At 41.1% G+C, this 23405-nt stretch carries 19 protein-coding genes and 1 pseudogene; 14 read left to right on the forward strand and 6 right to left on the reverse strand.

Annotation, left to right across the window (positions count from 1 at the left end):
- The first annotated feature begins 198 nt into the window (after window positions 1-198).
- From ACZ43M_RS05795 to ACZ43M_RS05805, 3 genes are all read left to right on the forward strand, one after another.
- Window positions 199-1005, forward strand: a complete 807-nt coding sequence (locus ACZ43M_RS05795; protein ID WP_464507970.1) for a basic amino acid ABC transporter substrate-binding protein — start codon at window positions 199-201, stop codon at window positions 1003-1005.
- A 107-nt stretch (window positions 1006-1112) separates the two neighbouring features.
- Entirely contained in the window at window positions 1113-1769 is a 657-nt protein-coding gene (locus ACZ43M_RS05800; protein WP_464506470.1) for an amino acid ABC transporter permease, read from the forward strand.
- Window positions 1766-2488, forward strand: coding sequence for an amino acid ABC transporter ATP-binding protein (locus tag ACZ43M_RS05805; protein WP_464506471.1), 723 nt, complete (start codon window positions 1766-1768; stop codon window positions 2486-2488). The genes ACZ43M_RS05800 and ACZ43M_RS05805 overlap by 4 nt, the downstream gene beginning before the upstream one ends.
- A gap of 49 nt (window positions 2489-2537) precedes the next feature.
- On the opposite strand, the gene ACZ43M_RS05810 is transcribed toward ACZ43M_RS05805, so the two are convergent.
- The 3 genes and pseudogenes from ACZ43M_RS05810 to ACZ43M_RS05820 form a co-directional block, all read right to left on the reverse strand.
- Window positions 2538-3047, reverse strand: a complete 510-nt coding sequence (locus ACZ43M_RS05810; RefSeq protein WP_464506472.1) for a hypothetical protein — start codon at window positions 3045-3047, stop codon at window positions 2538-2540.
- 161 nt (window positions 3048-3208) lie between these two features.
- Window positions 3209-4360: an RNA-guided endonuclease InsQ/TnpB family protein gene (locus ACZ43M_RS05815; RefSeq protein ID WP_464506473.1), complete on the reverse strand. Its 1152-nt coding sequence runs from the start codon at window positions 4358-4360 to the stop codon at window positions 3209-3211.
- A pseudogene (locus tag ACZ43M_RS05820) lies at window positions 4357-4954 on the reverse strand (IS607 family transposase). Before ACZ43M_RS05820 ends, ACZ43M_RS05815 begins: the two are co-directional and overlap by 4 nt.
- A 285-nt stretch (window positions 4955-5239) precedes the next feature.
- Between ACZ43M_RS05820 and ACZ43M_RS05825 the strand changes: the two are divergent.
- From ACZ43M_RS05825 to ACZ43M_RS05850, 6 genes are all read left to right on the forward strand, one after another.
- Window positions 5240-7996, forward strand: a complete 2757-nt coding sequence (locus ACZ43M_RS05825; protein WP_464506474.1) for a dynamin family protein — start codon at window positions 5240-5242, stop codon at window positions 7994-7996.
- 145 nt (window positions 7997-8141) lie between these two features.
- Complete coding sequence (locus tag ACZ43M_RS05830; protein ID WP_464506475.1) at window positions 8142-9368, forward strand: RtcB family protein; 1227 nt, start codon at window positions 8142-8144, stop codon at window positions 9366-9368.
- A gap of 833 nt (window positions 9369-10201) precedes the next feature.
- Window positions 10202-10894, forward strand: a complete 693-nt coding sequence (locus tag ACZ43M_RS05835) for a response regulator transcription factor (RefSeq protein WP_464506476.1) — start codon at window positions 10202-10204, stop codon at window positions 10892-10894.
- Window positions 10895-10896: 2 nt separating this feature from the next.
- Window positions 10897-11832: a sensor histidine kinase gene (locus ACZ43M_RS05840; protein ID WP_464506477.1), complete on the forward strand. Its 936-nt coding sequence runs from the start codon at window positions 10897-10899 to the stop codon at window positions 11830-11832.
- A 187-nt stretch (window positions 11833-12019) separates the two neighbouring features.
- Window positions 12020-12943: an ABC transporter ATP-binding protein gene (locus ACZ43M_RS05845; RefSeq protein ID WP_464506478.1), complete on the forward strand. Its 924-nt coding sequence runs from the start codon at window positions 12020-12022 to the stop codon at window positions 12941-12943.
- Window positions 12936-13631 carry an ABC transporter permease gene (locus ACZ43M_RS05850; RefSeq protein WP_464506479.1) on the forward strand — a complete coding sequence of 232 codons (696 nt, stop codon included), beginning with the start codon at window positions 12936-12938 and terminating at the stop codon, window positions 13629-13631. The genes ACZ43M_RS05845 and ACZ43M_RS05850 overlap by 8 nt, the downstream gene beginning before the upstream one ends.
- A 44-nt stretch (window positions 13632-13675) precedes the next feature.
- Here the strand turns inward: ACZ43M_RS05850 and ACZ43M_RS05855 are convergent, their stop codons facing one another.
- A complete protein-coding gene (locus ACZ43M_RS05855; protein ID WP_464506480.1) occupies window positions 13676-14638 on the reverse strand; it encodes a D-2-hydroxyacid dehydrogenase in 963 nt (320 codons plus the stop codon).
- A 326-nt stretch (window positions 14639-14964) separates the two neighbouring features.
- Here ACZ43M_RS05855 and ACZ43M_RS05860 point away from each other — a divergent pair, with 326 nt between their 5' ends.
- The 3 genes from ACZ43M_RS05860 (at window position 14965) to ACZ43M_RS05870 (ending at window position 18906) form a co-directional block, all read left to right on the forward strand.
- A complete protein-coding gene (locus tag ACZ43M_RS05860) occupies window positions 14965-16110 on the forward strand; it encodes an acyl-CoA dehydrogenase family protein (RefSeq protein ID WP_464506481.1) in 1146 nt (381 codons plus the stop codon).
- Window positions 16111-16198: 88 nt separating this feature from the next.
- Window positions 16199-17770: a fatty acid--CoA ligase gene (locus ACZ43M_RS05865; RefSeq protein ID WP_464506482.1), complete on the forward strand. Its 1572-nt coding sequence runs from the start codon at window positions 16199-16201 to the stop codon at window positions 17768-17770.
- Window positions 17771-18351: 581 nt separating this feature from the next.
- Window positions 18352-18906, forward strand: a complete 555-nt coding sequence (locus tag ACZ43M_RS05870) for a histidine phosphatase family protein (protein WP_464506483.1) — start codon at window positions 18352-18354, stop codon at window positions 18904-18906.
- Between the two features lie 33 nt (window positions 18907-18939).
- Here ACZ43M_RS05870 and ACZ43M_RS05875 read toward each other — a convergent pair whose 3' ends face one another.
- Window positions 18940-19146, reverse strand: a complete 207-nt coding sequence (locus ACZ43M_RS05875) for a zinc ribbon domain-containing protein (protein ID WP_464506484.1) — start codon at window positions 19144-19146, stop codon at window positions 18940-18942.
- Window positions 19147-19284: 138 nt separating this feature from the next.
- Window positions 19285-20421 (reverse strand): M20 peptidase aminoacylase family protein, encoded by a 1137-nt coding sequence (locus ACZ43M_RS05880; protein WP_464506485.1) that lies wholly within the window; start codon window positions 20419-20421, stop codon window positions 19285-19287.
- Window positions 20422-20631: 210 nt separating this feature from the next.
- Here ACZ43M_RS05880 and ACZ43M_RS05885 point away from each other — a divergent pair, with 210 nt between their 5' ends.
- Both ACZ43M_RS05885 and ACZ43M_RS05890 read left to right on the forward strand, forming a co-directional pair.
- Window positions 20632-21657: an asparaginase gene (locus tag ACZ43M_RS05885; RefSeq protein WP_464506486.1), complete on the forward strand. Its 1026-nt coding sequence runs from the start codon at window positions 20632-20634 to the stop codon at window positions 21655-21657.
- Between the two features lie 117 nt (window positions 21658-21774).
- The gene (locus tag ACZ43M_RS05890) at window positions 21775-23397 is read left to right on the forward strand and encodes a glutathione ABC transporter substrate-binding protein (RefSeq protein ID WP_464506487.1); all 1623 of its coding nucleotides are present in this window, start codon (window positions 21775-21777) and stop codon (window positions 23395-23397) included.
- The last annotated feature ends 8 nt before the right edge of the window (window positions 23398-23405 follow it).

A 23405-nucleotide genomic window follows, 5' to 3' on the forward strand; every position in this document is an offset into this window, starting at 1 on the left:
ATAATATATTCGCAGCAAAGATTTAGTGCATTACTATAGTAAAAAATAAAACTATTGAATATAAATACAAAAACGGTTATAATCCTATATATTCAAAATATTATCAAGATTACAATAAATCACTTTATTAAAATATCTTATGGGCGCGAAGCTGAAATGAAAATGAAAATGGAAATGGAGATGAAAATGAAAATGAAAATGAAAAAGTTCAAATTAGCAACAACAGTATTGGTGGCAGCCTTTGTGTTCATTCTCTCAGCTTGTGGTACAAGCAAGACTGGCGGCGGGGAGGACAAGACACTGAAGGTGGTAACAGATGCGGCATATGCTCCATTTGAATACCAGGACAAAGGCGAAGTAGTGGGGTTTGACATTGATTTCATCAATGCCGTGGCCAAGGAAGCAGGTTATAAGGTAAAGGTTGAGCATGTCGGATGGGATCCATTGTTTGTTGAAATCAAAGGTAAAACAGCAGATATCGGAATCTCCTCTATTACTATCAACGACGAACGCAAACAGACCTATGATTTTTCAGTTCCTTACTTCTTATCTACTAATAAAATCATGGTACCAAAGGATAGCCCTATTAAAAGCGCAGCAGATTTAAAGGACAAAGTGGTCGCTGTACAAAATGGAACCACTGGTCAGGAAGCCGCAGAAAAACTACTTGGGAAAGAAAACAAAAATCTTAAAAAATTTAAAGACAACAATCTGGCAATTATGGAGTTAAAAGGCGGCGGCGCGGATGCAGTAGTTGCAGATAACACCGTAATCGAGGAGTATGTAAAAAATAATCCGAATGAGAATTTCATTGTCATTGAGGATGAAGAGGCTTTTGATAAAGAATTTTATGGATTGTTGTTCCCTAAGGGAAGTAAGTTAAAAGCAGACTTTGATAAAGCGGTAAAAGAAGTATTCGAAAACGGTGAATACGCAAAAATTTATAAAAAGTGGTTCAAGGTTGAACCAGACGTAACAGAAATCAAAGAACAACAAAACAAATAATGCTGAACGTGAATTGCGTAACTCTTTAAACCAGCAGTTACGCAATTTTTATACCTAAAATCATAAATAGACAGACTGCTAGGTTCAAAATTAGGGGGATTTTTAAAATGGATATTCGTTGGGATTTACTTGCTGAATACGCTCCATTTTTTGTAAAAGGGACGCTATTAACAATCGGACTCTCGCTTGTCAGTATCTTGTTTGGAACTGTACTTGGGCTGTTCATTGGGCTGGGAAAAATGGCAAATAACAAATGGATTGCCTTTCCGTTCCATGTTTATATTACGTTTTTCCGTGGCACACCGTTATTGGTACAAATATTATTGGTTCATTTTGGGCTTATTCCGCTCATTATGGGAGAAACAAATGCAATTGTTGCCGCTATTACGGCTCTCTCGTTAAATTCAGCTGCCTATGTAGCCGAAATATTTAGAGCCGGGATCCAATCCATTGATAGAGGCCAAATGGAAGCGGCCCGCTCGCTTGGGATGAATCATGTGCAGGCCATGCGCTTTGTTATTCTGCCACAGGCTTTTAAAAGAATGATACCACCTTTGGGAAATGAATTTATTGTCCTAATCAAGGACTCCTCCTTGGCGGGCATTATAGCAGCAAAGGAACTCATGTATTGGGGACAAGCCATGCAGGGGCAGTACTACCGCGTGTGGGAACCTTACCTTACAGCAGCGGTTATTTATCTCGTGTTAACTTTCTCGTTAAGCTTACTACTATCACGACTTGAAAGAAGGATGGCAGTGCAATGATACAAGTGAAAAATTTAAAAAAGACATTTGGTCAAAATGAAGTTTTAAAAGATATCAGTGTGTCGGTAAAGCCGCAGGAGGTTGTTGTGGTGATTGGTCCTTCGGGATCTGGTAAATCTACTTTTCTTCGCTGTCTTAATTTGCTCGAAACCATAAGCGGTGGTCACGTCTGGATTGAAGGAAGTGATATTACCGACAAAAACACAAATATCAATGAGATCCGTACCGAAGTCGGCATGGTGTTTCAGCAGTTTAACTTGTTCCCACATAAGTCTGTAATAGAAAATATTATGCTTGCACCGATGAAGGTACGAAAGGTTTCAAGTGAAAAGGCAAGGGAAAAGGGGCTGGAACTGCTGCGGAAAGTAGGTCTTGCCGAAAAAGCGGATGCTTATCCGGATTCGCTGTCAGGCGGCCAGAAACAGCGGGTAGCGATTGCCAGGGCACTGGCGATGGAACCGAAAATCATGCTGTTTGATGAACCAACCTCCGCACTTGATCCAGAGATGGTCGGTGAGGTGCTCGAGGTTATGAAACAGTTGGCTAAGGAAGGCATGACAATGGTAGTCGTGACCCATGAGATGGGCTTTGCCAAAGAAGTTGGTGACCGGGTCTTATTTATGGATGGCGGCGTCATTGTTGAAGAAGGGCTTCCCAAAGAGTTGTTTGAAAGTCCTAAGGAAGAACGGACCAAGGCGTTTTTGAGCAAGATTTTATAATGAAAAAGGGAGACATCGACGTCTCCCTTTTTATATGGACTGGTTATAATCAGATTTCAAAATCAAAAACGTCCACGATTTTGTCAGCTTTTATTCGGTTCTGGCACAGCTTAAATAATTGTTCGAAAAATTCTTCAGCCTCTTCTACGGATAAGGGTATTTTAATATGAATTGTTGTGGAACCAACCATTTGCTTAAAATACGCCTTTCGCTGATCATTTTTCCCATCCCGCTTAAGCGGTTTATACGTCCAGACGATATGTGGCGCCCCATCAATGTTTTCGACTTGCCGCAGCTCCGCAACTGTTGTTGATTTATCATGGGCGTAAATAACCAAATAATAAGCACCATTTCGGTGCCAATCGATTAACAAAAAATAATAACCCGTTTCAGTATTTGGGCGGATTACTTCATATCCAGCTAATATAGGTTTCCCATTGGTCCATTGATGAAACTTCGAAAATGTACCTTTAACTGTTACTAATTTCTTTATCTCATAATCTGATGGCATGGAGGAATCAATCATATTAGATAGAAATTGAGCTTGTACTCTTTCCAAGGCAGATACCTGCTACTAAAAACATAAACAAATGTAATCATTCATTTATGCTAGATAATTTCCTGCTTCGTTGAACCCGACCTCGCCGCTTTCCCGCTACTATCGTTTGTTTGGCTCTCCACAGGCGTTAATTCGGATGTAGCCCACCCTACATCTATACATTATCGTGTTGTGATAACTGTATAGTTCATTGCGTATCTTAGATTTAAACTTGCGTTGAAATCCCTTTCTATTTCAATTCCGCATGTATCACATAAAAAAAATCTTTCAGATAATGAAAGCTTAATCTTCTTGTGACCACAGCAAGAACATAGTTTCGAAGAAGGATAGAATCGACTAACCATCCGTAATTCAATTCCCTTCTCCTTGCATTTTTGTTCCAAACATGTGCGGAAATAATAGAAGTTTTGTTTTCTGACGCTATCTGCGAGATGTTTGTTTTTTAACATTCCCTTTATGTTTAAATCTTCAATCGTAATATAGGAGGGCTTGATCTTCACCACTCTGTTTACGACATCCCGTACATATTCCTTCCGAATATTAGTTAATCTAGCATGTGATTTTTGAATTACCTTGACTTGTTTTTGAATGTTTTTATAGCAGGATTCACCACCTTTCTTTTTATGCTCGTACTTGCGGCTAAGCTTCCGCTGTTGCCGTTTTAGGCTTTTTTCAAGTTTCTTGATATGTGAGGAATAATTGATATTTCGATAAACGGCCGTATTACTGCAAACCGCAAAGTTTTTAATTCCTAAATCGATACCTATTCCATGATGGTTGTTAATTGTTTTCTCATTTGGCTGTACTTCGCATAGCACCGAGACAAAATAACGCCCTGCTTTTTGTGAAACAGTTCCACTTCTTATCTGGGCATCTGTTGGTATATAACCAAATTCCTTCAGTTTGACCCAGCCTATGGTGGGAATCTTTACTCTGTGGCGTTCAATTGTCCAGTCGGTTTTATTGTTTCTTGGGAAGTAAGCTTTAACGTCTTGGTTTTTCTTTTTCTTGAACCGAGGGAATTTGGCCCTGCCCTCAAAAAAATTTAAAAAAGCTTTTTCCCCATTCATGATGGCTTGCTTAACAGCTTTACTGGATACATTTTTTATCCAAGGGTTATTCTCAAGGGTGTAAACATTATTGAGCCATTTGGAAAAATCCATCCCTCTTAAAAATTTCTTTTCTTTTTCATAATGCTCTTGATTTGTTTTTAGGTAAAGGTTATAGACATAGCGGCAGACCCCAATTGTCCGGTTCACTTTCTCTATTTGCTTTAGGGCTAGATCAATTTCCGTTTTATACGCCTTTTTCATAACTCTTTATCTTCCTTTAATTTCTTTTTGTATTTCCTTAAACCATATATGCGGTAAGAAAGGACATGTATGATGGAAACTAAATCTTGAACGAGTTCTTCCTGAGGTGAAAGGGCTTCATTGTTTACAACGACTATTTCCGCTCCACATTTTCGCAAAAAGCTTCAAACCATTCAAATCCGAACCGGGCGAACCAATCCTTATGGGAGATTAATATAGTTTCAATCTCTCTGTTCTGTGTCAAGTCTACTAGTTTGTTCCAGTTCTTTCGTTTGTAATTTATTCTACTCCCAATATCCGTCACGACATCACATACTATCCATCCACGTGCGTTAGAAAAGGTTCTTAAAAACTCAATTTGATTTCCCAAATCCTTTTTTTGTCCTTGGTTGGAAACTCTCATAAATGACTGTCTTACCTACTTTATTTTTCAATGGAATCCCCATATATTCCCGGTACTGTGTTTCGGTGTAGTACCTTCTTCCTTTTGGGTTTCGGTAAACGATCAATTTACCTTCATTATCCCAACGTTGGAGGGGGATGACGCTTACGCCCCGCAAACTCCTTTGGTTTGTATACTTTTTCCTTACATATTATAGTTCTTTAGGATATATTTATATATATTTTTGACTACTGTTGATACCTCCTTTAGGTCTTTAGTCTAATTATACGTGAAATAATAGTATGTTCCGATTATTATTTTGTTAATTATTGCGACTGTCTCCAGAATGAAATACATATGATACAATTTAATAAAATCTCTCTGCTAGAATCGTAGAATTGGGACTGAAATTTGAAACTTTCGTCGAATAGTATGAGGAATAATTAGGCCTCTACTCCATATGAATGACATAGAGTGTGTGCGATGGGGGGAAAACAATGACAATTGAGCAGCAATTGAAGGACAAAACTTTTTATAAAATGTTCATTAATGAACAAGAGAATATTCATCCCATTCAAGTATTGGGTGAAGCATTTCAGGAGGAAGCACAAAAGGATTTGCCTGACTTAACGAAAATTCGTTTTGCACAGGGAGAAGTCTATTTTCTTTATAAAGATTATGAGGCTGCAATTTTTAAATGGGAAAATATTATCAATGAACTCGAGCCGTGGGCCCGGAAAAATACGGCTGATGCTTACTTTGAGCTGGGGATATTATCAACGGCAGAGGATATTTATACATCGATTGAAATCGATAACCCTACTTTGTCGGCCGAGGTGGCGTTAAAGCTATTTTCGCTTTATATTAGACGTGAAAAAATGGATGCGGCCGTTTCGACCATTAAAAAAGCAATTGCCGCAAATCCCGATTACGATAATCTTACCAAGATTGCCCGTGACTTTTTCGAAGCGCAAGGTGATTGGGAAAACGCAATTGAATTAGCGGTAAATGAAGCGAAACGGACAGAGTCACTAGGATGGTTTGATATTTTAATAGCGTATGTGAACAAAGGTGTAACAAAGGGGCATACGCCAAGCTATTTCACTCAGGCTTTGGTGACGTTGTTCAGCCTTAATTTAGAGAAATTTGAGGAGCTGGCTGCCTCGTTATGGAACAGTTATCGGAATGAAAATTCCTTTTATACCTGGATCCTGGAAATCAATCATCTTTTATTAAATTTTGAGCTGGAAAAGAGCGGCCGGAAATGGCATGGGCTTTCTAGACTTCATAAAGAAACGTATTTTGGCTACATAAACGGTGGCTACTTGATTAAACAACTTCAGGATTTTATACCTGATTTATTGACGAACTGGCAAAGGCTGGCCGACCCTGCCAATGTGGTGCTGGCATCTGCCGCGGTGCTGTCCTGGAACGAACTGTTTCCGGCAAGTTTAAGTGTTACGATTGTCAAAGAAGCAGAGCAGTTGATCAGTGTGACTGCTGCCGATATCGACGAATTGGAGGAGTGCCTGGCGCTGTTTGATTCGATTACTGAGTGGGCTGCGGACCATGACATGGCCGAAAATAACCGAATGAAATGGGTAGTTGACCAGCTTGTCGATTTTGATACCCAGCATGTGATGGTTACGGGACTAGCTGGCAGTGGCAAATCATCATTTATAAACACAGTCCTCGGCGAAGATTTGCAGGATAGCCCGACATCGTCAGTGGTGCTGTTTAAGCATGAAGACGAGCTGGAAATTAACGAAATTACGGACGAAGGTATTACCAAGCTTGAGGGGTTCACCGATTTTCAGGAACGAATGGACCGGCTCCGCAATGCGTTGGAATCTATCATTGAGTTCAAGCAGCCAAATCCATTTTTGCAGGAAAATAGGCTGGCGTTTATTGATACTCCTGGGTTAAAGGGAAATTACCAAGACCGCTACGAAGTGTTGAAGTACCTGCAAGTGGCGGATTCACTTCTATTTGTAATGGATGCCAATGCACCGTTTACGGAAAAAGAACGCTCAGCCGTGGAGCAGATTCAGGTGCTGGCTCCGGATATTCCGGTTCATTTTCTGTTGAGTAAAATGGATACGATTGTTGATGAACGGGACGCTCAGTTGATCGTGGAGGACACCACCTTGGCAATTCAGGAGTATTTGCCGGATGCCAGGGTGTTTGCTTACTCTTCGCAATATGAAAGTTCCCAGCAGCTGGAGGAATTACAGCGGTTTATCGGTTATATTAAAAATACAAGAAACCTTGAAGATAAGCGGCTGGCGAAGCTGTTGTATTTTATCCGGACCACGATTGCCACTTTGCTGCAAAAACGAATTGATGTTGAGAATCAATTAATCGAAACTGTACGCTGGAATGAGGAAATGAATGCGAAATTAAATGGAGCGGCTCATCAGTTAAATGATACAGTTGTGCATAAATCTCGCGCAATTTCTAAGCTGTACCATGACATGAAGGATAAGATGGAAACAGAGATTTTTGAAGCGGTGCCGAAGCTGCTGAGGGAGTGCTCATCGTTAATACAAGAGGACAGCAATTTCAGCACGATCCATCTGAATTTGAATCATGAAATGAACAACCGATTGCAGGAGTATGTGGAACAGCAGGTCCTGCCAAAGTTCTATCATTCATTATTGGAGTGGATAAAAAACTGCCGGGCGGAATTTACGCAAGGTCAGGAAAATTTGCTGGAGCTTGGTGAAGGTTTCAATCAAATGTACGGGGAAGAGTACTTGAAGCTGGAATGTGATTTTAAAGTGCTTGATGACTGGCGCCGTGATATCGACCGGATGACAAGCCGCTTTCAGCTTGAATCTGTCAATATCTTATTGAAGCGAACCCCATCCCAGTTCCTGTTAAAAAGTGCCGGCAAGCTGTTTGGGGCGTTATCGCAGAACAAATCGATGGTTTACAACAAGTATAAATCGTTTGTCGAGGGCGAGGATTATCTTGATGTAGCCAAAGAGGTCAGTCGTCAATTTTTCCAGCCGTTTGAGCTGTTCGAAAAATCATTGGAGCGAGATCTCGGTTTATTCTTCAAGAGCCCGTTGGCAGTCTTAAACCGTGCTGTTGCTGAGACTAGCTCAGAGGTAGAAACTAATCGAGAAATATTACGAAAGTTGAATACCAATCCAGAATTATTCCGCGACCCGCTGACGTTGTTTGAATTGCGCCTGCGCCAATTCGAATGGATGACCGTCGCTGGGAAAGGAATGCAGACAGTATATTGATGTAGTTGTTGGGAAGATGCCCTTAGTGGGGCGTCTTCTTTTTTTCATGATTGGATTTTATAGAATTTGTCGAACAAAAAATCATTGCCTAAACCCATAGCAAGATGGTAGCCTGTTGATAATATTGTAAAAAGGAGGGAAACTCGTGATTAGAGTAACGGGAACACAAACAGAGGCAAAGGTATTTTCAAATTACCCGCAGGATACGGCGCTTGAGCAAATCCAGGAGCTATGCAACCAAGCTTTTCTAAAGGATACTAAGATTAGTATTATGCCAGACTACCATGCTGGAAAGGGCTGTGTCATTGGCACCACCATCCAGCTGAAGGATAAGGTTGTCCCGAATCTCGTCGGGGTCGACGTGGGCTGCGGTGTCCTGACCGTTAAACTTCAGGAAAAAAAGGTTGATTTTAATAAACTCGATCAAGTCATCAGGACATACGTTCCAAGTGGGCAGGAGATTCATAGCGATGATACGGTTAGTTTCGTTACGACGAGTTTTCCGTCCGTAGAGGAATTTAAAGCAGCCCATATTTTAAGCCAGAATAAAAGCTTATACAGCCTTGGAACACTTGGGGGAGGCAATCATTTTATCGAAGTCTCCGCTGATTCCGACGGTTACCATTATCTAACGATTCATACCGGCAGCCGTTATGTCGGTGCGAGGATTGCTCAGTACTATCAAAAGCTGGCAATCTCTAAACTTCGAAAACATGATTTAACGGAAATGATTGAACAGCTCAAATCTGAAGGTCGTCAAAAAGAGATCCAAGCAATGGTCCAAAGCTATAAAGACAAGAATCCTGTTATTCCAGATGACCTTGCCTATTTGGAAGGTGAGGATTTCAATGATTATATCCACGATATGAAACTGGCTCAGGCTTTTGCCAAGGCTAACCGTGAAGAGATTGCCAGAGCAATCACAGACAATATGGGATTGGACATTGCGGAGAGCTTCGATACGGTTCACAATTATATCGATACCGAAAATCTGATTTTACGAAAAGGTGCAGTTTCGGCCCAAGAAGGCGAGCGCCTTATTATCCCAATTAATATGCGGGATGGCTCGATTTTGGCTGTTGGTAAAGGAAATGAGGACTGGAACTATTCAGCACCGCATGGAGCAGGTCGAGTTCTAAGTCGTTCAAAAGCAATGAAAACCTTAAGCATGGATGATTTTCATAATACAATGAAGGGCGTCTGGACAACATCCGTTTCCGAAGAAACGCTTGATGAGGCGCCAATGGCGTATAAACCGTTGAATGAAATCCTGGAAAAGGTTGAAGAAACTGTAAAGATTGCTAGTTTTATAAAACCAGTCTACAACTTTAAGGCCAGCGAAAAATACATTCCAAAGGGATATAGAAAATAAGCGGAGGAGAGGCTCATTGAAGAATAACGGGTTCCGTTAACTATCGCAAACATTAAAAATGTAATACAAAATGACCTTCAATTTGTATGGTAATTTGGAGGTCTATTTTTGTTGATATAAAGGGATTTCGATTGTTACTTTGGGGGAATTTGTAGTGCGATTTTTATATAAAAATGTGGGGGTACAATAGCCAGTGTACCGCAGCATAATTCACTACATTTTTACATGCAAAATGGATATACACAAAAATTAAGTTTAGGCTCTTCTATATCTTGGTGTTCAATTGACAGGGTATGAAAAATAAACGGAAGAATTCCGGCTAAGTTGGGAAATACCCATATTTCCCTTAAAATAAGGGAAGTTTTTCCGCTTATATTATCAAAATCCTTGAATTTTGTCTTATTTAGAGCAGTTAACCGGAAATCCTCCTCTTATTTTCGCTTCTTAGGCTTCCCAAATATACATTAGCCGGAAATTCTCCGCCTATGAAATTCATACCTACACAAAAACTGGTAGGAAGAAGGCTGGAATGGTTCCAAAATCTTTATTCGTAATTCGAAGAGCAGCCCAATTAACAGCAAATAGCAAGGGAATGAACCCTTGCTGTTTCTAATGTTACTTGCTCTTTTTAGCCTTATAAATTGTCCTGCATTTTATAGTGCAAAAAGGATTACATTTTGGTTTACATTTTCCTGTGCAAATTGACGTTGCGCGATAGGAAACGGAACCCGTTAATTGAAGAAGTCTCTGTTTTTTTCGTTAGATTAAAGGATTTTTCTCTAGGAATATGGAAGTAAACGTATAGGACTTTTGTACGGAAAGGTGTGGGCCCCTTGCAACATAAAATTTTTCTAGTGGAAGATGATACAGCCATAAGCGATATGGTAAAAAGTCAATTTACTAGAGAGGGATTTGAGATTACGACCGCGTATGACGGTGAACAGGCACTGCAATCATTCGCGAACGATACTTTTGATTTGATTCTGCTCGACTTAATGCTGCCAAAGCTGGACGGAATGGAATTTTTAAAAATCATTCGGGAAAAGAGTATGATTCCGATACTAATCATGTCGGCAAAAGACGGAGACTTAGATAAGGCGCTAGGACTGGGGTTTGGTGCCGATGATTATATCGCCAAGCCATTTTCAATGATTGAACTTGTTGCCAGGGTAAAGGCGGCCATCCGCAGGGCGACTTACTATTCGCGGCCGGAGCAAGAAACAAAGATTCTTTCTGTGGGTGATTTAATGCTTGATTTGGATAACTTCTCGGCACAAAAACGGGGATCGGAAATTAAGCTGACCGCCAAGGAATTTCAGATTTTGAAACTATTTATCTCTCATCCAAACCGAGTGTACACGAAGGCACAGATTTATAGCCTAGTGTGGGAGGACGATTATTATGGCGATGAAAATGTCATTAACGTACATATGAGAAGATTAAGAGAGAAAATTGAGGACGACCCTTCATCACCACAATATATCAAAACTTTATGGGGGATCGGCTATAAGCTTGGAGAGTTTTAAAAATGGTTATTTTTCTACTTATCATAATAGCAGTGTTAATCGGACTTAATTATTTTCAATACAAAACAAAGCGGCATCACGATCAAAATTTAACTTATATCCACGAAAAACTAAAAAGGATTATTGATACCAAAACGGATGAAAAGCTGTTGGTCCATACGGATGATGAAGAGTTGAAGAAACTCTTAATCGAAATCAACACTCTCCTGGAACTAAATCAAAAAATCATGGCTACCTACAATAAAACAGAGATGTCAATGCGCAAAATGCTCTCCAATATCTCGCATGATTTAAAAACACCGCTGACTGTGGTTTTGGGTTACGTGGAAATTTTGCTTAATACTCCCAATAGCCAACCTCAAGAGACTCAGGAGTTACTGACTAAAGTTCATGGAAAATCACTAGAAGTTCTGGAGTTAATTAACAAGTTCTTTGATTTGGCCAAACTGGAGTCCGGCGATAAGGATATTCCTTTAAAAAGAGTAAACATGAACGAAGTGTGCCGCAAGAATATTTTAGGATTTTACGAAGTTCTGTCAGCAAAAGGATTTGACGTGGAGATTGGAATTCCAGAAGATAACTTGTACGCGCTAGGGAACGAGGAAGAGCTTGACCGGGTGCTGAATAATTTATTTTCCAATGCTATTCAATATGGCGGAGGCGGCAAGTTCCTTGGTCTCACCCTAAGAGGCGATGATCAGTCCATTTACGTAGATGTTATCGATAAGGGTAAAGGCATAAGCGCCCTCCACAAAGACTTAGTGTTTGAACGGATGTACACGCTTGAAGACTCACGGAACAAGCAATACCAGGGAAGCGGCCTCGGACTGACCATAACCAAACGGCTGGTTGAAAAAATGGACGGGGAAATTCTGCTCACCAGTAAGCCTTATGAAAAAACGACATTTACAGTAAAGCTGAATCGAATTACATACTAACAACAAGGGGTGGCTCAACGACAAAAAGGGCACCCCTTTTTCACTGTCCTGCTGGACAAAGAAAGCTTCGGCCGCATTTGCATACCTTCCGCTTTTCTTCTTAAGAATTTTGTAAGATTTGATTAATAAAAAAGATAATTTTGCTGTTTACAATAAGAATCAGTTAAGACAAAGGGAGCTGGAAAAAATGAGTTATATCATCCAAACAAATCAACTGACGAAGGCCTATAAAGGCAAAGAAGTTGTTTCGAACGTCAATATGAAAATTAAGAAAGGTGAAATCTACGGATTCCTCGGACCAAATGGAGCGGGGAAGACAACAGTGATGCGCATGCTTACCAATTTAGTGAAGCCGACAAACGGTGAAATTGAAGTCTTCGGCGAAAAACTGACAGACACTTCTTACGAAATCCTGAAAAGAATGGGCAGCATCATTGAATACCCTGTTTTTTACGACAAGCTAACAGCCCGTGAAAATCTTGAGCTTCACTGCGAGTATATGGGCTATTACGATAAAAAAGCAATTGATCGGGCACTGGATTTAGTTAAGTTAAAAGACATTGAAAATAAATCAGTAAAAGAGTTTTCTCTCGGGATGAAGCAGCGCCTTGGAATTGCCCGTGCGATTATTACCAAGCCAGAGTTGTTAATTCTAGATGAACCAATTAATGGTCTGGATCCTGTCGGAATTAAGGAACTTCGTGACCTGTTCCATATGTTATGCCGGGAATATGGAATTACCATGCTCATCTCCTCGCATATCCTTGGGGAAATTGAGCAAATTGCTGATACAATCGGTGTCATTAACGAAGGAAAATTAATTAAAGAAGTTTCGATGAGCGAAATCCGCGAGCAAAATACCGAGTATATTGAACTGGCAGTTAATGATATTAATAGAGCTGTGTATGTACTAGAAGATATACTGAAGATTACCAATTTCAAAGTAATCGATGACTCGCGTTTGAGAATTTATGACTCACGCTTATCACAAAGTGAAATTTCCAAAGCATTTATTATGAATGACGTGATGATTGAGGAAATCAATAAGAAGAACCATTCACTGGAGGATTATTTCTTAACTTTAATTAATGGGGGCGGAATCAGTGCGTAAATTAATCAGTCTTGAAATAAAAAAGTATAAATTATTTTCTTATCTTAAAGGTGTGGCTATCGCCAATATTGCGATTATGGGAATGCTTGTGTTGGTTTATTTTGGCGAAAAAAGTGAAGGAATTACAGCCTATGAAAACTATGAAATGGCATTTGCGGTGATAAGCAGCATCATCAGACCTGTGTTTATTATCTTTGCTGCCGTGCTCATCTCCAGGATAATCATTGATGAATACAGAAGCAATTCGATTTCGCTGATGTTCACCTACCCAATTAATCGGAAGAAAATTATCATTGCCAAGTTAGCGATTGTTGCCAGCTTTACATTTTTAACTATTGTGTTATCGAATTTGTTGATTGGCAGTGTCTTTTATCTGGTCGATTCCTATTTTCACTTTGTGCCTGAGTCTTTAACAGCAAAGGTAGTAACCAATAGCTTGGTTACTTTGGTTTTAGAAGCGGTTGCTGCGGCAGGAATGGCGTTAATTCCACTGTATTTCGGAATGAGAAGGAAATCAACAGTAGCTCCGATTGTGTCAGCAATTGTAATGGTATCATTAATTAATTCAACCGTTAATGGGGGGGCAAGTTTGGTCTCCTTCATCGCTATACCGATAGGGCTTGGTATAATCGGTTGTGGTATTGCGTACTTTTCCTTTAGAAATATTGAAAAAGTGGATGTTAATTAATGTGTTTATGGGCTGCTCATGGATGGGCAGCCCTAATGTTTGTTTTAATATCCTTTTTTATAATCCACCAGATTGACAGACGGGATTGTATCAGAGAGGTAGGTTTTTAGATTGGGAATCAGGATATCTTCGACTACCCGCTGATTATAATGTTCGGTAGAACCGGATGTATGCGGGGTAATAATGACATTTTCCATTTCCCATAACGGGCTATCACTATTTAATGGTTCTGTTTCAAACACATCAAGGCCGGCCCCGGCAATACTTCCATTCTTCAAGGCGTCGACGAGTTCCTTTTCCACGACAATCTCCCCGCGGCCGATATTAATAAAAAAGGCAGTTGATTTCATTAATTGGAACTGCTTAGCACCAAACAGATGGTGGGTTTCCTTTGTGAGCGGCAGTGTGACCACCACATAGTCGCATTGAGGCAGAAGTTCATCCAATTGCTCTGTTGTGTACATTTCATCGACATTATCGGCAGGTTTACCCGAATGCCTGACACCTAGCACTTTCATCCCGAATGCTTTGGCAATTTTGGCGGTTTCCTTTCCAATGGCTCCAACGCCGATAATTCCGATTGTTTTTTCATGAATCTCAAGATTCATATTGGCATGGTGCCAGGTTTTAGACTGCTGGTTTCTTACGTATGTATGAATTTTCCTAGTCAACCCGAGCATTAAGGCGAAAATACTTTCAGATATCGGATAGGCATGCACCCCGTTGGCGCTAGTTAAAAAAATGCCCCTTGCTTCTAGGCTATCTAACGGCATGGTGTTTACACCGGCGCTCCAGCTTTGCAGCCACTTCAGTTTGGAATCAGGAGCCAGGCAATATTCCTCAAGACCTTTTTTCCACCCCGCGATCACTTCAGCATCCTTCACATGCTCCTGCCATACTTCCTTGTCTTTGTCTGCAATTACCTCCCAATCGGAAATAACTTCATTTATTTGCTGGAGCAGTTCCTGTTCGAGATTGTGAGTAATAACCAATTTTCGTTTTTGCACTTTCAATTCCCCCGTTTCAATGTTGTCTATTTTAATGATAACGAATTTTCTTGAAAATGGTAACCTGCTAAAAGTCGTTCGCGGATATATTTTTATTTTCGCGGATATTTTCATTTTTTCGCGGATATCCCGTCCATGAACGCGGATATATCTGATTTTTCGCGGATATCTTCTCGAGAACCGCGGATATGGAGGATGGGTATTCTATTTTTGGGAAAATAAATGGTTTAAAAATTCAAAAAAATCACTTTATTTGTTAAAATAGACCTATGATATAAAAACAGCAAAATGGTAAGCGTTTTCAATCGGAAAGTGAGGTTTAGGAAATGAAACATCCTTATTTGAACGAGGACCATGAAATTTTTCGTCAGTCTTTAAGAAAGTTTTTGGAAAAAGAAGCATATCCCTACTATGAGCAATGGGAAGAGGAACGAATGATTCCTCGCTCCTTTTGGAGGAAGATGGGTGAGCAGGGCTTCCTTTGTCCTGACATCGACGAGAAATACGGCGGCAGCGGTGTTGATTGGGGCTTTTCCGTTGTCATCAATGAAGAGCTTGAGCGGGTCGGCACTGGCCTAATCGGGATTGGGCTACATAACGATATTGTTGTCCCATATATTACCGCTTATGGAACACAGGCGCAGAAAGAGCGCTGGCTGCCCAAGTGCGTAACCGGTGAAACCATTTCTGCCATTGCGATGACGGAACCGGGTACAGGCTCCGACCTGGCCAATATCAAAACGACGGCTCGGCTTGAAGGCGACCATTATATTGTTAACGGTCAAAAAACGTTTATCACTAACGGCATTCAAGCCGACCTGATTGTTGTGGCGGTAAAAACGGATACACAGGCAGTTCCGAAACATAAGGGGGTCAGCCTGTTGGTCATCGAGCGGGATGCTCCCGGTTTTTCAAGAGGCCGCAAGCTGAACAAAGTCGGGCTCCATTCCCAGGACACGGCAGAATTAATCTTTGAGGACTGCCGTGTACCAAAGGAAAATCTTATAGGTGAAGAAGGCAAAGGCTTCCTGTATTTGATGGAAAAACTGCAGCAGGAACGCTTGCTAGTTGCCATTGGGGCGCAAACAGCCTCAGAAGTGATGCTGCAAAAAACAATAGATTATGTAAAAAGTCGTGAAGCATTCGGCAAACCAGTAAGCCAGTTCCAAAACACGCAGTTCAAAATTGTCGAGATGGCGACTGACATTCAGATGACCCGTGCCTTCCTCGATCAGTTGATTGCCGAGCATATTGAAGGAAAAAACGTGGTGACCAAGGTATCGATGGCAAAGTGGAAATTAACGGACAATGCCAAAAAAATTGCTTCCGAATGCATGCAGCTTCACGGCGGCTATGGCTATATGGAAGAATACGAGATTGCCAGACGCTTCCGTGATATTCAAGTTGGCGCCATTTATGCAGGAACAAACGAAATTATGAAAACCATCATCGCCAAAAATCTAGGATTATAGTGTTTTTTAAGAGTAATTTTTTTAAGGAAGTTAAGGCAGTCGGTGATTATGCCGATTGCCTCCCCAAATAATATACGGAGGCGATTTAATGACTACAACTATCGGTAAAATATTTGATTTAACAGTGGAAAAGTACCCCAACAAAGAAGCCCTCTACGATGTCCGTAAAAATGTGCGCTATACCTATAAAGAGTGGAGTGATCAAGTAAACCTTCTTGCGAATGCCCTCATAACTGAAGGCGTTAAAAAAGGCGACCGCGTCTCTACGTTTATGTTCAACACTGAAGAACTGGGAACTACGTTTTTTGCCTGTGCCAAAATCGGTGCCATCTTCAACCCGATTAATTTCCGCCTGATGTCCGAAGAAGTAGCTTTTATTTTATCCGATGCCGCTCCGAAGGTGGTTATTTTTGAAAAAGCACTGGAGCAAGTCATAGCGCCTATTGCCAACCGGTATGACAAGACTTCATTCTGGTACATTGATGAAGAAACTCCCGCCTACGCTGCTAGCTATAAAGAGAAACTTGCCGGCGCCACGTCAGAAAATGTGAAAGTCGACGTGAACGAAACAGATATTTACGCGTTTATTTATACAAGTGGAACAACAGGCAGACCCAAGGGCGTCATGCACACCCATCGCAATATGGTCGAGCAAAGCATGCTCTGTATTGCTGCCCAAAAACTTGAAAAAGAGGACGTTGGCTTAGTTACGGCACCGATGTTCCACTGTGCCGAGCTGCATTGCGCCTTCCTGCCGCGGGTTAATATTGGCGCAAAAAATGTCATTTTGCATCAGTTTAATCCAAAGGTAATCCTATCGTTAATTGGACAGGAAAAAGTTACGAAATTCTTTGCTGCTCCCACAATGTGGAACATGCTGCTGCAGGAAGATTTAACGCAATATGATACATCAAGCATGAAACTTGGCTTGTATGGTGCGGCCCCAATGGCACCGTCGCTCGTTCGTGCCCTCCATGCCCGCTTCGGAATTGGCCTGATTCAAGCCTATGGAATGACGGAAATGGGACCGGCTATTACCTTCTTATCGGAACAAGACCAGCTTCGAAAAGTAGGTTCTGCAGGGCAGGCTGGTCTAAATCATGAAATTCGCGTGGTTCGCACAAGAGAAGATGGGCCATCAGATCCGGATGACATTATGCCAGTCGGTGAGCCTGGAGAAATAATCGTGAGGGGTCCATCGATGTTAGTCGGTTATTACAACCGTGAAGAAGCAACCGAGAAGGCATTGTATAAAGGCTGGTATCATTCTGGTGACATCGGTTACATGGATGACGAGGGCTATTTGTTTGTCAATGACCGTGTCGATGACATGATCATCAGCGGCGGGGAAAATATTTACCCGCGTGAGGTTGAGGATGTTCTGCATGCTCATGAGGGTGTCCTGGATGTCGCTGTTATCGGCCAGCCGGATGACCGCTGGGGCGAAACGGTTACGGCATTTATCGTGAAGAAAGATCCGAACATAACCGAGCAGGACCTTGACGAGTATTGCAAAAACAGCGACAGCCTAGCGAACTATAAACGACCTCGGAAATATGTGTTCTGTGAAGTCTTGCCGCGAAATGCGAGCGGAAAAATTCAGAAGTTTATTCTGCGCAAGCAGCTGGAAGAGTTGTTCAGTCCGGAGTCAACGAATTAAATTGATACCCTGTCTAAATAGACCATCACAAACATGAAGCGATAAAGCATATGGACTGTCGATACTCATTCGGCAGTCTGTTTTTATGGCGAATAATAGAGTAGTTCTACGGCAAATAGCTATTGGCTACCGAAGCGCTGAGAAATTGAAGAAATGGGTAGCCAATGAAGGCCATTGGCTACCGAGGCGTTGGGAAATTGAAGAAATGGGTAGCCAATGAAGGCTATTGGCTACCGGGGTGATGGGAAATTGAAGAAATGGGGTGCCAATAAAGGTTATTGGCTACCGAGTGGGTGGGAGGATGAAGAAATGGGGTGCCAATAAAGGTTATTGGCTACCGAGTGGGTGGGAGGATGAAGAAATGGGTAGCCAATAAAGGTTATTGGCTACCGAGTGGGTGGGAAGTTGAAGAAATGGGGTGCCAATAAAGGTTATTGGCTACCGAGTGGGAAGGAGAATGAAGAAATGGGTAGCCAATAAAGCCTATTGGCTACCGAGTCGATGAGAAATTGAGAAGTAGGGGAGCCAATAAGTAGAAATCTTTATATATCAGATTGATAAATAGATAGTAGGTGGAGTAAATGCATACAACCGTATACTTTATCCGTCATGCCCACTCCAAATATACTCCGGATGAAATCGGAAGACCTTTATCTGAAAAAGGACTAAAGGATGCAGAAAAGATTGCTCAAATCCTTAAGGATAAAAAGGTTGATCATGTCATATCAAGCCCTTATAAACGAGCTTTTCAAACCGTACAAGGAGTTGCCAGAAGCATAGGGAAAGAAATTGAATTTGTAGACGGCTTCCGAGAGCGGAGACTGTCAGATGGACCTGTTGAGGATTTTGAATCGGTAATGACAAAGGTCTGGCAGGATTTTAATTTTTCTTGGGAAGGTGGAGAATCCAACTTTGCTGCCCGGCAAAGAGGGGTGGAAGCATTACTGAAAATCCTCAATACATATGGAGGCAAAAATCTCGTGATTGGAACCCACGGGAACATCATGGTGCTTATCATGAATTACTTTAATGAGATGTATGATTTTGATTTTTGGAAGCAGCTTGAGATGCCGGACATTTACCAATTAACTTTCGAAAAAACAACACTAATAAATGTGGAGAAGATTTGGAAATAAAACAGGGGCGGTATAAAGGACCGCCCCTTAATATCATCCGCCAAAGAAGAAATCAAGGACATTGGATGCAGTAGATGTATTTTTGTTATAAAACTCGGAATATCCGCATTTTTTGCAATACACAACTGTAAACGTATTTTTTTGAATATCCAGCATCTTTGAAAGTCCGGTTCCGGTCATTGAAACATCCTTCGTTCCGGCATCCCTGCTGCCGCATTTAATACAGCCCTTTTCACTCATACTATCTCCCCCTAATGACTTTACGTATTCTATTGATTAATACGAAATTGATTGGAAAATGTTTCATGTATTATTCAACAAATATTACTCTAAAAAGTTCAGACTGCAGAGGAGTCATCTGCAGTCTGAACTTTTTCTCTATTTATCTCTATAAATCATTTCAAATGTTTTTATGATCGTCTTGGCCAAAATCTCAATTCCTATAAGTATTGCTTCGTGATTAAAGGACATTTTGGGATGATGAAGACCTGGCAGTAAGTCACAGCCTAGTCCCAGCATAGTGGCCTTAATATTTGGTCTCTTCAATGTGTAAAAATGGAAATCCTCGCCTCCGCTGGACATGTATGGCATAACATGTGCTTCATGGCCTAAGGTTTCAATGATTACCTCCTGCATGATTGACTGAGCATGTGGGTGAATCTGTGCCGCTGCCACCCCCGCATTTACTTTAACGCTAATTTCCACTCCATAAAGAGCAGCAATATACTCGATAATCTTCTCAACTCGTTCGGTTAATTGCTTCATGATTTCGTTACTTTGAGCTCGAAGATCTAACGAAAACTTTGCATTTCCGGGAATAATATTGCTGCTTTCGCCTCCAGCATGAAAGGAAGTCATTTTTACAGAATAGGGAATCATCGGATTAAGATGGATTTTACTAAGTTCGTTGACAAGGGACGCTCCAACTTCAATCGCATTTTGGCCTTGGTGAGGCCTTGCTCCATGTGCGTCTGTTCCTATTATTTCACCGCTGATGAATTTGGCAGCTCCATTAATGATACCCGAAGAGGCTTTACCGTACGGGACTTCCTCCTTAGGACGAAGATGAACACCATATAAATAGCTGATATCATCGACTACTCCCTTTTCGATCATTTTTAAGGCTCCGGTCCCTTTCTCCTCAGCTGGCTGGAAGATGAATTTTAATCTCCCAGGTGGTTGATATTTCATTTTTTTAAATAAGAGTAATGTACCGTAAACCATTGTCATGTGGGCATCATGACCGCAGGAGTGATTTGCTTGGAACGTACCGTCCACTTCCTGCCAGAGAGCATCAAGGTCAGTCCGCAGACCAATACAGACATCCCCTGACCCCGTCTCCGCAACCAAACCTGTACAATCATCAAAAGCGGTAACCGAAACATCAAGCTCTTCTACTAAACCTTTTAAAAAATCTGTTGTGCTGTATTCCTTCCAGCTAATCTCAGGGTGAGTGTGTAAGTGATTAAATATCCGGAGCAGCTCCGGTTTTAATTCGGTTAACTGATTTTTCATATTTTCCTCCAATTAAGAAATATTAGGCTAATAGGTTGAAATAGGTTAGAAAATCTCGACGAATCTATCAACCTATTAGTGTCGAAAACGGGGTTCTTGTGACCGATTATATCAAAATAATCACAAAATTAAAATAAATAGGTTGTAATAGGTTGGATTATATTTTATAATAATTAAAAATTATCAAACTATATAAAAGGGATGAATAAAATGGATTCTACCAAATTAGTAAATGTGACCAGGGGCAATCTAATAGAGAGCTCTCATAAGGGGCATGTAGCTGTTGTAGATGCAAAGGGACAATTGCTCTACTATGCTGGTGATCCCAACGCGAAGGTTTTTGCCCGTTCCTCGATGAAGCCTATCCAGGCGATTCCAATTGTGGAAACAGGGGCTGCTGATCACTACGAATTTAGTGATGCAGATCTATCCTTATGCTGCGCGTCACATAACGGGGAAAAAATGCATACAGATCGTGTAGTATCGATACTTGGAAGGGCTGAGATGGAGGATACTTGTTTAAAATGCGGCACCCATATCCCACGCTGGCAAGAAACATATAAGGAGCTAATTCTTAAGGGAAAGGATGTAACCCCTCTATATAATAACTGTTCAGGTAAACATTCAGGGATGCTGGCAACTGCGAAACACATGAATGAACCGATTGAAAATTATTATGATTTACAACATCCGGTTCAGCAGCGGATTCTGGCAGCAGTTAGTGAAATGACTGACTATCCTAAGGAAGAAATAGAAATTGGAATTGACGGGTGTGGAGTGCCTGTTCATGGGGTGCCGCTTGAGCGATTAGCTTTTGGTTATGCAAAAATGGCCAAGCCGGACGACCTGCCGGAAACGCGGCGCAATGCAATCAAGCGGATAACAAAAGCGATGGTAACTGCACCGGAAATGGTCGGTGGAACAGACCGATTTTGTACCGATTTTATGAGAGTTGGAAATGGTAGATTCATAGGTAAGGCAGGGGCAGAAGGCGTATATTGCATTGGAGACCTTGAAACAGGTATCGGGATTGCCGTCAAAATTGAAGATGGAAATGGCCGAGCTGTATACCCTGCGGCCGTAGAAGTTTTAAAACAGCTAAATTTGATAACTGAGAACCAAATCGAAGAGCTTAGCGAACATTATCGTCCGAAATTGCGTAATGCCCGAAATGAGGTAATTGGAGAGTTGACTCCAGACTTTAACCTTCAGAGTGCACCCGCAGTACAAGTTTAGTTTTAAACTCAGAATTTTATATCGATAAATATTCTGGGAGTATAAATTTAGCCTGTCATCACCTTGTGGGGCACGGCGGTTGGAAAAAATCATTAAATACCAAGAGGAGGAAGTTATTTGAAAAATCGTTATGTTCACGTATTAATTTCGGTATTTGTTCTGTGCAGCCTATTCTTAATTGGATGCAGCAATTCAAACAATGCATCAAGCGATTCGAAGGAAGGTAAGAAAAATATTGAGCCAGCAAAAGAACAAGCGTTGGCGAAAAAAGATGGCAAGGACGTAACCATTGCAGTTGCTGATAATTTTATCAGTATGGATCCGCATGACACAAACGATACTTTGTCTTATTCAGCTCAAAAAACGATGCTTGAAGGACTAGTCGGCTTTGATAAGGATATGAAAGTAATTCCTGTCCTTGCAGAAAGCTTTACCGCAAGTGATGATGCAAAAGAATTTACGTTCAAGCTTCGCAAAGGAATTAAGTTCCATGATGGAACCCCATTTAATGCAGAAGCAGTTAAGGCAAATATTGACCGTTTAGCAAATCCGGACAATAACTTAAAGCGTCACAGCTTATTTGCCCTTGTAAAAGAAACTCAAATTGTCGATGAAAATACTGTGAAAGTGGTTTTGAGTGAACCATTTGGGGCAATGATCAACAACTTTGCTCACCCTGCAGCGATGATGATTAGCCCGAAGGCATTAGAGACATATGGCAAGGATGTATCTCAGCACCCAGTTGGAACAGGTCCATTCAAATTTGAGGAATGGGATCAGAGTGATCATTTAAAAGTAGTGAAAAACGAGGAATACTGGAAAGATGGATATCCAAAGGTAGACTCCATTTCTTTCAAGCCAACACCTGAGAACGGTGCCCGCGTAGCGATGCTTCAAACAGGAGAGGCAGATTTTATCTATCCGGTGCCAACTGAACAGGCTGAAGACCTAAACGGTAAGGATGGCATTGTCGTAGAAAACAAGCAATCTATCGTTGTTCGTTATTTATCTATGAATACTTTAAAGAAACCATACAGCGATCCAAAAGTTCGCCAGGCAATCAACTATGCGATTAACAAAGAAGCATTCGTTAAGGTGGTAATGAATGGTTTTGCTACACCGCTGGATTCCGTCATTGCGCCAAATGTACAGTATTATTCCAAGCAGGAGCAATACAAGTTTAATATCGAAAAGGCAAAAGAATTATTGAAGGAAGCCGGTTATGCGGATGGATTTACTGCGAAATTATGGGGCAGTAACAATTCTCAAACTGGTAAGGGTATGGAATTTATTCAACAGCAGCTTGCCCAAATTGGGGTAAAGGTAGAGATTGTACCAATGGAATCCGGAACAATGGCCGATAAAATTTGGTCAGTTCAAGATCCAAATAAAGCAGAAATTGAATTGTATTATGGCGGCTGGTCTCCATCTACAGGTGATGCTGACTGGGGTATTCGTCCATTGGTAGGCGGTCAAGATGCATTCCCGCCAAAGTCTTATAATACTGCTTACTATAACAGCGACGAAGTAAATCAAGCAATAAAAGACGCACTTGCAACAGCGGACCCAGAAAAGCGAAAAGCAGCATATGAAAAAGCTCAAGCAACCATCTGGAAAGACGCACCATGGGCATTCTTATCCGTAGATGACACGATGGCGGGTAAGAAAAACTATCTTGAAGGAATTTACTTGCTTCCTGATGGTGCATTAAGTGCTGAAAATATTGAAATCAAACAATAAGCAAGGTT

Source organism: Neobacillus sp. B24 (assembly GCF_055381825.1).

Bases quoted from the DNA above. Each gene is read 5' to 3' on its own strand.
- ACZ43M_RS05795 (WP_464507970.1), top strand. From the start codon at position 199: ATGAAAAAGTTCAAATTAGCAACAACAGTATTGGTGGCAGCCTTTGTG.
- ACZ43M_RS05800 (WP_464506470.1), top strand. From the start codon at position 1,113: ATGGATATTCGTTGGGATTTACTTGCTGAATACGCTCCATTTTTTGTA.
- ACZ43M_RS05805 (WP_464506471.1), top strand. From the start codon at position 1,766: ATGATACAAGTGAAAAATTTAAAAAAGACATTTGGTCAAAATGAAGTT.
- ACZ43M_RS05815 (WP_464506473.1), bottom strand. From the start codon at position 4,360: ATGAAAAAGGCGTATAAAACGGAAATTGATCTAGCCCTAAAGCAAATA.
- ACZ43M_RS05825 (WP_464506474.1), top strand. From the start codon at position 5,240: ATGACAATTGAGCAGCAATTGAAGGACAAAACTTTTTATAAAATGTTC.
- ACZ43M_RS05840 (WP_464506477.1), top strand. From the start codon at position 10,897: ATGGTTATTTTTCTACTTATCATAATAGCAGTGTTAATCGGACTTAAT.
- ACZ43M_RS05845 (WP_464506478.1), top strand. From the start codon at position 12,020: ATGAGTTATATCATCCAAACAAATCAACTGACGAAGGCCTATAAAGGC.
- ACZ43M_RS05860 (WP_464506481.1), top strand. From the start codon at position 14,965: ATGAAACATCCTTATTTGAACGAGGACCATGAAATTTTTCGTCAGTCT.
- ACZ43M_RS05865 (WP_464506482.1), top strand. From the start codon at position 16,199: ATGACTACAACTATCGGTAAAATATTTGATTTAACAGTGGAAAAGTAC.
- ACZ43M_RS05870 (WP_464506483.1), top strand. From the start codon at position 18,352: ATGCATACAACCGTATACTTTATCCGTCATGCCCACTCCAAATATACT.
- ACZ43M_RS05875 (WP_464506484.1), bottom strand. From the start codon at position 19,146: ATGAGTGAAAAGGGCTGTATTAAATGCGGCAGCAGGGATGCCGGAACG.
- ACZ43M_RS05880 (WP_464506485.1), bottom strand. From the start codon at position 20,421: ATGAAAAATCAGTTAACCGAATTAAAACCGGAGCTGCTCCGGATATTT.
- ACZ43M_RS05885 (WP_464506486.1), top strand. From the start codon at position 20,632: ATGGATTCTACCAAATTAGTAAATGTGACCAGGGGCAATCTAATAGAG.